Source organism: Cellulomonas humilata (assembly GCF_030814415.1).
Classification (GTDB): Bacteria; Actinomycetota; Actinomycetes; order Actinomycetales; family Cellulomonadaceae; genus Cellulomonas; species Cellulomonas humilata_A.
On record NZ_JAUSVB010000001.1, the window covers coordinates 914855 to 927320 of the forward strand.

Here is a 12466-nt window from a genome sequence, read left to right on the forward strand (position 1 = left end):
GCTCGGGCGATGGTGGACGGCATGACGACGACGGCCAACGGCGGCCTGGACACGCTGGTGCTGGGACGACGGATCCGGCACCTGCGCACGGGCCGGAACATGACGCTCGACGACCTCGGTGCGGCCATCGGCCGCGCGCCCTCGCAGGTCTCGATGCTGGAGAACGGTCACCGCGAGCCCAAGCTCTCGTTGCTGGCGCAGGTGGCGGAGGCGCTCGACGTCCCGCTGTCGGAGCTGCTGCGCACCGAGCCGCCGACGCGACGGGCCGCCCTGGAGGTCGAGCTGGAGCGCGCGCAGCGCGGACCGCTCTTCGCATCGCTGGGCGTCTCACCCGTGAAGGTCGGCCGGTCGTTGCCCGCCGACGCGCTCGAGGCCCTGGTCCGCCTGCAGGCCGAGATCCAGCGCCTGCTCATGGAGAACGCCGCGACCCCGGAGGAGGCCCGTCGCGCCAACGCCGAGCTGCGGATCCGGATGCGCGCGCAGGACAACTACTTCCCCGAGCTCGAGGAGCACGCCCGCACGCTGCTCACCGCGATCGACCACCCCGGCGGACCGCTGTCGCAGCGCGCCACCGCGGACATCGCCGCCCACCTGGGCTTCGGCCTGCACTACGTGCCCGACCTGCCGCACTCCACCCGATCGGTCACCGACCTCGCGCACGGGCGCATCTACCTGCCGCAGGGCAACCCCGGCACCAGCGACGCCCGCTCGCCGCTGCTCCAGGCCATCGCGAGCCACGTGCTCGGCCACGCGGAGCCCAAGGACTACGGCGACTTCCTGCGGCAGCGCGTCGAGGCGAACTACCTGGCCGCCGCGATGATGCTGCCCGAGGACGGTGCCGTGCCCTTCCTCCAGGAGGCGAAGGCGGAGCGCCGGCTGTCGGTGGAGGACCTTCGCGACGCCTTCGCCGTGCCCTACGAGACGGCCGCGCACCGGTTCACCAACCTGGCGACACGTCACCTGGGCATCCCCGTGCACTTCATGAAGGTCCACGAGGGCGGCACCCTGCACAAGGCGTACGAGAACGACGGCGTGAAGTTCCCCGCCGACCCCCTCGGCGCCATCGAGGGACAGCCCGTCTGCCGGCAGTGGACCGCCCGCGTGGTGTTCACGCTGCCCGACCGATTCACGCCGTACTACCAGTACACCGACACGTCGTCCGGCACGTACTGGTGCACCTCCCGCGTGCAACCGTCGTCGCAGGGCGCGTTCTCCGTGTCGGTCGGGGTGCCGTTCGCGCACGTCCGCTGGTTCCGCGGGCGCGAGACCACCGAGCGCGCGGCGTCGAAGTGCCCCGACCCGATGTGCTGCCGGCAGCCCCCGACCGAGCTGGCCGAGCGCTGGTCCGACAAGTCCTGGCCCAGCGCCCGCCCGCACGCGTCCCTGCTCGCCGCGCTGCCCGTGGGGGTGTTCCCCGGGGTGGACACGACGGAGGTCTACCGATTCCTCGACCGGCACGCGCCGACGGCGTGAACCGGGCCCTCCACCCCCTGCGTATCTGGACGGTCGTCCGCACCCTCCTCCCTCATAACCGCGAGGAAGGGATCGGGCCATGGTCCTGCTACACGTCCGCACGCACTGGTGTGACTCCCCGCCCGCGGGAACCCCTGTCCGGCAGCCGCCACCGCCCTGGGCGGGCGGCTACCCCGGCACGGTCCCGCTCCAGCCGTTCGACCTCGACCCGGTCTCCGGTCTGACGAGGCCGCCGGTCTGGGGGCTGCCGCCGGGTCCGGTGGCCACCAAGCAGGTCCACAACGTCTGGTTCCCGGTCGTGCGGCTGGGCGACCTCGAGTCGTCCGGCTGGGCGGCAGGCCCGACGTGGGCGGGCGACCCACCACCGCCGTGGGACGCCGGGGCGGGGCTTGCTGCGGGCACTCTCGATGAGGGGTACTCCGCGGCCGCGACGGGCTTCCGCGTCAACCGGGTCCGCCTGTACCTCGGCGCGAACCCCGGCTCCGGGTTCGTGTTCACCGTCGTCGCGCCCAGCGGCGCGGTCCTCGGATCGGTGCCCAGCGTCGCCGGCTGGACCGCCTGGATCACCGTGCCGGCCACCGTGGCCGACGGTCGCGGTATCTGGAGCGTGCTCATCGACCGCGCTGCGGCGTCGTCGGTCTCCGAGCCTGCGCTCCTGCCGCCGGTCGCCGGGCCGGCCAACACCGTGGACGAGAGCTACGTCTCCCCGTTCGGGAACGCGTACGAGGGGGTCCTCGGGGTCGAGGTCGACGGCGACGAGCTGACGACGCCGGTCACCCCCGCGCCCGTCGGATCGGTCGTCATCGGCGACTGCGACGCCAACGGGAAGCGACCCGTGGACCTCGTGGTGACCTTCTCCCCACCGGTCCCGCCGGGGTGGACCTACACGATCTACTGGAACACGGCCCTCCCGCCGCAACCGCCCACGCAGTCCACCGGGTCGGTCGGGGCAAACGCGGTGACGCGCAGCACCAGCTACTCGCCGGGCACGTACTACCCGTCGGCCACCGTCGTGCTCACGCACAGCGGCGGGACCTCGACGTCGACGTCGGTGCAGTTCGAGTCGTCGCCCGGTGCCGGCCTCGTCGTCCTTCCCTGCCCGACCACGCCGTGCCCGACGCTGACGCTGACGGCGAACCGGCAGAGCCTCTGCGCACAGGGCGGTACCACCGGCCCGGTCACGTTCACGGCGACACCGTCGGTGCCCTGGACGGGGCCGTACAGCTGGAACGTCTACGACAGCCAGATGCAGCCGGTGCCGATCCCGCTGCCGACCCCGACGGGGAACACGCTCACGATGAGCTTCCCGGCAGCCGGCCAGTACACCGTCACCGCCGCGATCAGCCGGTCCGCGCCGTGCGACCCGCTGATCCTCACGGCCACCCGCGTGGTGCCCGTCGCGGACTGCACCTGCCCGACGATCACCGGACCGCTGACGGCGACGCAGGTCAACGGCTGCACGTTCAGCTTCAGCGCGACCGTGACGCCCGGGCCCGGCGGCCAGCCGGTCACGTACGCGTGGGACTTCGGCGACGGGCAGACGTCCGCCGCACCCCCACCCGTGAGCCACACCTACGCGGCCGGCACCAACGGCGTGCGCACGGTGACGCTCACCGTCACGGGGTCCGACCCCGCCGCCTGCACCGACGCGGAGCCCGTCCAGGTGACGGTCGACTGCGGGGGCGGAACGCCGCCCTGCCCGACCTTGAGCGGCGTCGTCGCGACCCAGCGACCCGGGACGACGTGCGTGTTCGACCTCTCGGTGACCGTCACCGACGCCTCGCCCGGCTCGACCGTCACCTGGTCACTGCCGGGCGGCGGCACCGCGACCGGGCCGACGACGAGCGTCACGCTCGCACCGGGGGCCAGCGGCACCGCCACGGCCACCGTCAGCAGCCCGGACCGTCCGGACTGCACCGACGCGTTCTCGTCGACCACCGTGACGTGCCCGACGACGCCACCTCCGCCGTCCTGCGCGATCCTGCTGGTGATCTCGCTGATCCTGCTGATCATCGGCACCATCGTCACGGTCGTCGGGGTCTGCATCAGCGTCCCGTGGGTCATCGTCGTCGGCGCGATCATCGCCGCCGTCGGTCTGATCCTCTTCATCATCTGGGCGCTGCTCTGCGCGGCGAGCACGCCGTGCAGCCTGATGAGGACCCTGCACTGCATCCTCTTCTGGCTCGTCGCCGTCGTGGTGCCCGTCGTCGCGATCCTCATGCTGATCTTCGCCGGGCTGCCGTGCGCGATCGCGACGGTCGTCGGGGGCGTCGCCTGGGGTTCGATCTTCGCGTGGATGGGCTTCATCATGCGGTCCGTCAGGTGCATCCCGACATGCTGAGCGCCGACGTCAAGGCGGACATCGCGGTCGTCCTCACGGTCGGCCTGGGGCTGATGTGGCTGTGGGCGGGTGTCGCGAAGCTGCGGCACCCGCTCGATCCGCAGCGGCTCCGCACGCTCCTGCCGCTGCCCGTCCCCGTGCTGGCCGTCGCGGCGGGCGCGCTGCCGATCGTCGAGCTCGGGCTGGGGGTGCTGCTGCTCACCCGCACCCACGTCGTCGTCACGGCGTGGTTCAGCGCGCTGCTGCTCGTGACTTTCGCGGGCGTGCAGGTGGCGGCCCTGGTCCGGGCCTCGCTCACGCCCACCGGGTCCTCGGCGGCGGTGCAGGCGGTCGCGGGGTGCGGGTGCTTCGGACGGGCCGCCGCGCCCGTGGACACGGTGCCCGTCCTGGCCGCCCCCGCCGACCTCACGCGTGCGGGGTCGCACGTGGCGCGCGCGCTGGTGCTCGCCGCCGTCGCGGTCGCGATCACGCTGCCGTGCCCCTACTGCGTGGGGTAGTCAGCGGGGCGGTTCCCAGCGCAGCATCGCGGACGCGGCGCGCGCGGACGCCGAGTCCGGCAGGAGTCGCAGCAGCACGTCACGGGTGGCGGCCGCCGGTGCCCAGTGCAGCTGCGCCACGCGACCGACGCTGCGCGCCCGGCTCGCCATCGACTGCGTGCGTGGCCGCCGCAGCCGGTCGTACTCCTGCAGCGCCGACCGCAGGTCAGCGCGGTCGGCGAGGACCGCGAGCGTCGCGGCATCCTCGAGCGCCTGCCCGCCGCCCTGCCCGACGTCGGGCGTCATCGCGTGCGCCGCGTCGCCGAGCAGCGCCACCCGACCCTGCACGAACGACGGCAGCCGTCGGTCCAGGTCGTGGATGTCGTGCCGCAGGACCGTGCCGGTGGCCGCCACCAGCGCGGGGATCGGCGGGTGCCAGCGGCCGAACCGGCGCACCACCTCGGCGTGCTCGTCGGCGAACAGCGTGCCGGCCGGGAGGGTCGCGACGGCGAACCAGTAGACCCGCCCGTCCCGCAGCGGCACGTACCCGAACCGCTCGCCGCGCCCCCACGTCTCACCGGCCCCGCCCAGGAGGTCGACCGGCACGTCCGTGACCCCGCGCCACGCGGAGTACCCGGCGTACCGCGGACCTGCACCTCGGGCGAACGTGCCCCGGACAGCGCTGCGCAGCCCGTCGGCACCGACGACCAGGTCCGCCGACGTCCGCGCCCCCGCGGCGTCGACCACCGTGCCGCGCGCGTGCTCGACCCCCGTCACCTCGACGCCCGTCCGCACGACACCTGCCGGCAGCGCATCGAGCAGGACGCGCTGCAGGTCGCGGCGGTGCACCACGGCCAGGTCGTCGACCGTCCCCGCAGGCACCCGGACCAGCCATCGTCCGGAGGGCTGGCGCTGACCGGTGCTGATCCCGGTGCCGACCGGCGCCGCGATCGCCCGGACCTCGTCCTCCAGGCCGAGCACCCGCAGGGCGGTCAGTCCGTTGCGGAAGAGCGAGATGCCGGCACCCAGAGCCGACAGGTCGGGACTGCGCTCGAGCACCGTGACCTCGTGACCGCGGCGGCGGAGGCCGACCGCCACGGCGAGCCCGCCGATCCCTGCGCCGACGACGGTGACCTGCATGGACCCCATGCTGTCAGGCGGTCACGCGACGGCGGCGCGCCCGCTGTCGAGGCGCGCGAGGGCCGTCGCGAGCCCGAACCGTGCGGCGAGCACGTCGAGACTCGTCAGGCCGTCCACCCCACGCTCGCGGTGCACCGCGACGAGCGCCGGCAGCAGGTCGGCGTGGGGGACCGGCACAGTCGCCTCCAGGAGCGTCTCGGTGCCCTCGGTCACGAGGTAGGACATGGCCGGCCCGAACTCGTCGGCCGGCGCCACCCGGAACCGGACCGAGCCGACCTCGACGGGGGCCGGCAGCGACTGACCCCGCACGTGCCCGATCTCCAGCAGGTCCCGGATCGCCTTGGCGCCCTCCGCGTCGAGCCCGGCCGAGGCGTCGAGGGAGTCCAGGTCGGCGAGCACCACGCACGACTCGGTGGGCTCCACCGAGCCCGGGTGCCAGGACGCGTCGACCTCGAGCGCGAGGAAGCCCCCGCTCACCGAGAACGCGTCCCGGATCAGCGTCGCCCGCTCGTCGGCGGACAGGCCGCGCATGGGGTGGCGACGGGTGGTCCCCGCGGAACCGCACGAGCACGAGAGAGTGATCATGGGTCCAGGGTGCAACCGACCACTGACACGCCCCCGCCGCACACGCCGCGACCGTCGATCAGCCGTCGTCCCCGAAGTGCCGCTCCCAGAACGCCTGGGCCTCCTCGGGACGACCGGCCTGGTCGAGCCACATCGCCGCCGCGCTGGCCGCGTGGCTGCTCACCTGGGTCGCACCTGCGGCCCGGGCGCGCACGGCGACGTCGTCCAGCAGCGCGAGACCTTCGGCGTCCCGGCCGATCTCGAGCAGGGCGACGCCGCGCAGGCTCTCGCTGTCGAGCGCCCGGGCGCCGTCGCCGAGCTCCTCCCACGTGGCCGGCAGCCCGTCCAGGGCGTCGAGCGCGCGCTCGTGCTCGCCCGCGTGCTCCAGCAGCTGTGCGGACAGGGTGCAGAGGGTGGCGTCCTCCCACGGGAAGTCCCAGGTGGCCAGGTCTCCTGCGGACGACGGGTCGGCGAGGACCCGGGCCTGTGCGACCTCGTTGGCGGTGCGGGCGCCCTGGAGGTCCGCGAGCGCCGCGTCGAGCCCGTCGGCGTCGAACCGGGCCCAGATGCGGTCGCGCCGGACCACGAGGGCCGCGGCGTCCTGCCCGCTGGCGAGCGCGGCGTCGAGCGCCTCGGCGTACAGGCGCGTCGCCTCGACCGCGTCCACCGACTCCCGCAGACCGGCGAGGCGGTGCAGGGCGTGGCACGCGAGCGCGGCCGTCCCGTCGGCACCGGTGGCGAGCTCGACCGCCTCGCGCGCGAGGGCCTCGGCACGGTCGGACTCCTCCATCGACGACGAGAGGCGGGAGGCGAGGTCGAGCAGGGACAGGCGCTGCTCGGTCCGGTACGCGCGCTGCCGGCGCGGCACGACGGCGTCGCGGGGGGTGATCCCGAGCGTCGACTCGGCGAGCTCGATCGCCTCGAGCTCGCGACCTCGCTGGGCCATCACGAGCGCGACGAAGGTCCGGCAGTCGATGGCGATGTCGGCGAGGTCCTCGTCGAGGGCGGCTGCGGCTACGGCCATCGCGTGGGCCTCCGCACGCTCGTGCTCCCCGGATGCGAGGAACGCCCGGGCGCGCGCCGCCTCGACGTGGAGCGCCAGCGCGGGCGCGCCGGCCGTCCGTGCGACTGCCGCGGCCTCGTCGAGCAGGCCGAACGCGGCGGGCAGGTCGCCGGAGCTCGCGCTGGCGCCGGCCCGGCCGCCGAGGACCTGGACCCGGACCTCGGGCTCCTCGCCGTCGTGGACCGACTCGAGGACGGGGCCGTCGGGGGCGGTCGCGAGGCGGAGGCGCGCGACGAGCCCGCGGTCGTGCGGGGTCAGCTCACCGAGCGTGGCCAGCAGGTCGAGGGCCTCGCCGCGCAGCCGGGCGGCGAGCTCGTCCGGGGCGTCCACGGCCAGCCGGGAGCGGACCAGGGCGCGCTGGCTGCCCGTCCCGGTGGCGTCCACCGCCCTGAGCACGGTCTCCGTCTCGATCGGGAGCCCGGCGCGCAGGTCGCCCAGGAGCTCGACGAGCACCGCCTCGGCCTCGTCGCCGAGCTGCCGGTAGAGCCGGGCAGCGCTGCGCGTGAGCTCCGGCTCCGGGTCGATCGAGCTCCACGCGCAGAACGCGTCGAGGTCGGCGTGCGCCCGCACGGCGGCGGTCTCCGTGCCGCGCCGCGCCAGCCAGTGCGTGGCCAGCCGGTCCCAGGTCGGGCGGTACGCGACGCGCTGCGCGAGCTCGCAGAGGTCCGCCAGCGCGGGGACGTCCAGGGTGGCCAGGTCGACGTCCTCCTGGAGGGCGGGATGCGCTGGGACCCGCGGCAGGTCGAGCTGCGGGGCGGTCGTCCGGTCCGGGTGGGTGCTGCCGAGCGGGAGGGCCGGCAGGTCGGGCGCCGCGAGCCAGTCCCGGACGTTGTCGCCGACGGCCGTCGTGCCGTTGCGCTCGTCGAACCGGCGCGCGGTGGTGAGCGCCTGCTCCTCGACGCGAGCGAGGAGGTCGACCGCTCGCTCGGGCTCCCGGCCGCGCCCCCGGACCAGCCGGTCGCCGTCCCCCGCGTCGACCAGCGGCCGGAGCAGCCGGGCGGCCGCGGCGGCGAGCTGCATCCCCGTCATCGGCGACGACGGTCGGTCCAGGGCGTCGAGCTGTTCCGCGAGCACGTCCAGGCCGCGGCTGACGTTGCCGGTGCGGGCCAGCACCTCGAGGTGCCGCGCGACCGCCGCCGTCTCGCCGGGGTTGCGACGGCTCGCACGGTAGGCGCTGCGGTGCGACGCGGCGGCCGTCTCGACGTCGCCGAGCTCGACGATCGACGCCAGCGCCATGCTGATGGCGCGCTGCGGCTGCTCGGAGCACCCGACCTGGCCGCGCACCACGGGCTCGAGCTCGTCGACGACCTCCTGGTGCCGGCCCAGCTCGGCCAGGTGCGTGATGCGCTGGTCCGGCTCGCAGCCTTCGCAGTCCGACAGCCGCGTCCGCGGTGCCCGCCGCCACGCGAGGTACTCGGCCTCCGACGCGGCGGCTCCGTGGACGTGCGCGTGCAGCACGTAGGCACAGCTGAGCACGGGGGCGAGGCCCTCGCCCGCGGCGACGTACCGGCTCCGCATGCCGTCGAGCACGGTCTCCAGCTGGTCCAGCGAGATCTCGGGGTGGTCGAGGAGGTCGACCACCATCCACTTGTGCAGCCACAGCACCCGGTAGCGGTCGTCGTCCGTGAGCCAGTCCGGCTCGGCGTCGTAGCACTGCACGAGGTACGCGAACGGCGCGAACATCCGGTGCTTCGCTGTCGCGTAGAAGAACGACTCGACGAGCTCCAGCCGGGCGCGGAACCGCATCTCGTCGTCGCCGGAGGCGTCGGCGGCGCGCACGAGCTCCTCCGCGGCGGCGGTCCGCTCGAACCTCGGGGTGAGGGCTACCTGGTCCAGCAGCTGCTGCACCTCGGCTCGGGTCACGGTCACGCGAGGGTCCCTCCGGATTCGTCGACCGCACGGTCGAGAAGCGTGTTGAACGAGCGGTCGATCAGAGCGGTGTCGACGGGGCGGAGCCGCCGGCCGCCGGCGAGCAGAGCCCGCCCGTACAGGGACTCGGCCGCCACCTGCCGCAGCGCCGTGTCCTGCAGGACGAGGATCCGGCGCACGGTCGGGTTGGTGTCGTTGAGCAGGAGCCGCGGCCGGTCGCTGCCGCCGTCGTCGAACGCGCCGAGGAGCGCGCTCCAGACGTCGTCGGCCTCCGCGGCAGCGGCGCGCACCTCCCGCCGCTCGCGCCGGTCGCCCTCGTCGAGCAGGAGCGCGGGCAGCGACGCGGGCGCGAACGCCCGCAGCTCGACATCCACCTGGGCGACGTCGAGCGCCGCCCGCACGTCGGCCAGCGCGGCCGCGACCTCCCCCAGCCGCTCGTCGGGCACGAGCCGGACGTGCCCGTCGACGTCCCCGGGCACGACGACCTCGACGACGGCGGACGGCTCGACGTCGACCAGCCTGCGCACCAGGTCCAGGTCGAACGTGTAGCCGCCGTTCACCACGGCGACGCCCTGCGCCGCCAGGACGGAACCGACCTGGCGGAAGTCGTCCACGGTCGCCGCGACGCGCACCACGTCGGTCGTCCGCATCAGCTCCGGCAGCGTGCACCGGCCCTGGTTGGTCTCGAAGGGCAGGAGCGGCAGGACGATCCGGAGCATCTCGTCGTCCTGCAGGGCCATCGCCTTGACGGCCACCTGGTGGATGGTGAGGAACCGCTGCATCCGCTCGGGCTGCGTCGACGCCATGCGCACCAGCCACGCGCGCACCTGGGCGCCGATCTCGGTGCGCGTGTGCTCGAGCAGGTCGTCGTCGAAGAGTGCCTCCCGGTTCGCCGTCGGGCGCAGCAGCTGGGAGTCCACCGCGCAGCGGACGAAGAACGCCCACTCCGGGACCAGGTCGGCCACCTGGTCGGACAGGAGCATGCCCTTGAGGTGCACGCGGTGGCGGCCCTGGCTGGCGCTGGCCGCGCGGTGCCCGCCGATCACGGCGACGCCGTCGAGCCCGGCCTGCGGGACCCGGATCGGCAGCACGTGGAACGGTGGCCCACCCAGCTCGGCGGTCGCGAGCTCCACGCAGGCGGCCCGACGACGCTCGGGGTCCTCGATCCGCCACGGCGGCGTCTGCAGGCTCGCCTCCACCTCACCCTCAGCCGTGCGCACGACGACCCGGTGCGGCAGGTAGGAGCCGAAGTGCCGGGCCAGGGCCACGACGGAGACGGTGTCGAGCAGGTGCTCCGTGCCGCGCCGCGGGGCCAGCGTCACGCAGGTGCCCGGTCCGCCGGCCAGCCAGGTCGCTCGGTCGTCGCCGGCGTCGAGGCCGTCCGGCAGCGTCGTCAGCTCGTACGTGCCGTCCGCGTGCCCGACCCACCGGACCCACGGCCCGTCGGCCCGTCGCGACACCACCTCGATGTCCTCGCTGACCATGAAGCAGCTGAGCAGGCCGATGCCGAACTGCCCGAGCAGGTCGGAGCGCGCCAGGCCCAGCTCGTCGCGCTTGCTGGACCGGCCGATCGTGGCCAGGAACGTGCGGACGTCGTCGGCGTCGAGACCCACGCCCGAGTCCATGGCATGCAGCCGGCCGTCGGGCGCGACGTCCGTCGGGACCAGGAGCAGCGCGGGCCGGTCGTCGGCCGCGCCCCGCACCGTGACGGCGTCGACCGCGTTCTGCATCAGCTCGCGGACGTACACGCGCGGGCCGGAGTACAGGTGGTGGCTCAGCAGGTCGACGATGCCGCGAAGGTCGACCTGGAAGGTGCTCTGGTCCTCACGCACGCGTGAACTGTAGGGCAGCGGTCCAGATGGCGGGGGTCATCCGAGCGCCAGCAGCTGGTGCACGAACGCGATCGCCATGCCGCCCTCCCCGACGCCGGAGACCACTCGCTTGACCGACCCCGACCGGACGTCGCCCGCCGCGAACAGCCCCGGCACGGTGGTCTCGAGCGCGAACGGCTCCCGGGCCTGCATCCACCCGCCGGACAACCTCGCGTCCGGGCCGGTCAGCACGTAGCCGTGCGCATCGCGCGCGACCTCGTCGGGAAGCCAGGACGTCACCGCGTCGGCGCCGATCATCACGAAGAGCACCTCGGCCTGATGCGTCACGACGGTCCCCGTGCGCCGGTCGACGACCTCGATCTGCTCGAGCACCTCCTGCCCGTGCAGCGTCACGACCTCGGAGCGTGTCTCGACGGTGACGTGCCGGTTCGAGCCGATCTGGTCGATCAGGTACTGGGACATGCTCGCGGCGAGCGACTCACCGCGGACGACGAGGGTCACGCTCCGGGCGAAGCGTGAGAAGAACAGGGCCGCCTGCCCCGCAGAGTTGCCGGCGCCGATGATGTAGACGTCCTTGCCGTGCGCCAGCCCGGAGTCGCTGCGCGCGGCACCGTAGTAGACGCCGTTGCCGACGAAGCGGTCGATCGCCGCCAGCGGCACGTGCCGCCACTCGACGCCCGAGGTCAGCAGCACGACCTTGGCGCCGATCTGGCTGCCGCCGTCGAGCGTCACCGACAGCGTCCGGGGATCCACGCTCTCGACGGCCCGCGTCACGACGATCTCCGCGCCCAGCCGTCCCGCCTGCCGCAGCGCCTTGCTGGCCAGCTCGTCGCCCGAGACCCCGAAGGGGAAGCCGGTGTAGTTCTCGATCCGCGTCGACGTCCCGGCCTGACCGCCCGGCGCGAACTTCTCGACGACCAGCGTGCGCAGCCCCTCCGCGGCACCGTTCACCGCGGCGGTGAGCCCCGTCGGCCCGCCTCCGACGATCACCACGTCGTACTCGTCGCGCGACGGCACCACCCGCAGCCCGCCCGCGAGCGCGATCTCCCGCACGGTGGGGTCGACGAGCCGGGTGCCGTCGGCGCGCTCGACGACGAGACCGTGGGGTGCGTCGTGCGTCTCGAACGCGATGCGGTTGCGGTGCAGGAACGTCCGCAGCTCGTGCACGCGCGGGTCCACGAGCGGGCCGACGACGACCATGTCCGGCGTGGGCTTCTCGGCGGCGATCTGCTTGAGGCCCTCCATGCGGCCCTGCGCGAGCGCACCCACGCGTGCGACGACCTGCGGTGCCGTGGCGGCGAGCGTGAAGAACGTCCCGACGTCCACCTTGATCATCCGCGACGCCTCGACCGCCACGCAGCCGGCCGGCATGTTCATGCTGAGCATGACCGGCACCTCCCCGTAGATCTCGCCGGGACCGCGGGGGCCGATGACGCGGTCGACGCCGTTGATCTCCTTGGTGAGGTCCACCCGCCCGTCGACGACGACGAACAGGGCCCGCTCGTCCCCCTCGTGCACGGCGTACTCGCCGGGCAGCAGCGGGATGTCCTCGACCGCCCGCGCGAGGAACGCGAGCTGCTCCGGCGTCAGGTCGGCGAACAGCGGGATGGCAGACAGCTCGGCGGCGGTGATCACGTGGCCTCGCGATGACGGTTCGGGTCAGATGCTCCGCATCGTCGCAGACACGGGAACGGTCCCGGACCGTGAG

8 protein-coding genes are annotated in these 12466 nt (G+C 74.1%); 3 read left to right on the plus strand and 5 right to left on the minus strand.

Annotation, left to right across the window (positions count from 1 at the left end):
• Nucleotides 1-21: 21 nt before the first annotated feature.
• From J2X26_RS04175 to J2X26_RS04185, 3 genes are all read left to right on the plus strand, one after another.
• The gene (locus J2X26_RS04175; RefSeq protein WP_307490074.1) at nt 22-1473 is read left to right on the plus strand and encodes a helix-turn-helix transcriptional regulator; all 1452 of its coding nucleotides are present in this window, start codon (nt 22-24) and stop codon (nt 1471-1473) included.
• Between the two features lie 79 nt (nt 1474-1552).
• Nucleotides 1553-3814 carry a PKD domain-containing protein gene (locus J2X26_RS04180; RefSeq protein ID WP_307490075.1) on the plus strand — a complete coding sequence of 754 codons (2262 nt, stop codon included), beginning with the start codon at nt 1553-1555 and terminating at the stop codon, nt 3812-3814.
• On the plus strand, nt 3808-4311 hold the full coding sequence (locus tag J2X26_RS04185) for a MauE/DoxX family redox-associated membrane protein (RefSeq protein ID WP_307490077.1): 504 nt from the start codon (nt 3808-3810) through the stop codon (nt 4309-4311). Before J2X26_RS04180 ends, J2X26_RS04185 begins: the two co-directional genes overlap by 7 nt.
• Here the strand turns inward: J2X26_RS04185 and J2X26_RS04190 are convergent, their stop codons facing one another.
• The 5 genes from J2X26_RS04190 to J2X26_RS04210 are packed head-to-tail and all read right to left on the minus strand — an operon-like array spanning nt 4312 to nt 12393.
• Nucleotides 4312-5430 carry an FAD-dependent oxidoreductase gene (locus J2X26_RS04190; RefSeq protein ID WP_307490079.1) on the minus strand — a complete coding sequence of 373 codons (1119 nt, stop codon included), beginning with the start codon at nt 5428-5430 and terminating at the stop codon, nt 4312-4314.
• Nucleotides 5431-5451: 21 nt separating this feature from the next.
• Nucleotides 5452-6015: a hypothetical protein gene (locus tag J2X26_RS04195; RefSeq protein ID WP_307490081.1), complete on the minus strand. Its 564-nt coding sequence runs from the start codon at nt 6013-6015 to the stop codon at nt 5452-5454.
• Between the two features lie 58 nt (nt 6016-6073).
• Nucleotides 6074-8926: a hypothetical protein gene (locus tag J2X26_RS04200; protein WP_307490082.1), complete on the minus strand. Its 2853-nt coding sequence runs from the start codon at nt 8924-8926 to the stop codon at nt 6074-6076.
• Entirely contained in the window at nt 8923-10758 is a 1836-nt protein-coding gene (locus tag J2X26_RS04205) for an HSP90 family protein (RefSeq protein WP_307490084.1), read from the minus strand. The genes J2X26_RS04200 and J2X26_RS04205 overlap by 4 nt, the downstream gene beginning before the upstream one ends.
• A gap of 36 nt (nt 10759-10794) precedes the next feature.
• Nucleotides 10795-12393, minus strand: a complete 1599-nt coding sequence (locus J2X26_RS04210) for an FAD-dependent oxidoreductase (RefSeq protein ID WP_307490085.1) — start codon at nt 12391-12393, stop codon at nt 10795-10797.
• Between the last annotated feature and the right edge of the window lie 73 nt (nt 12394-12466).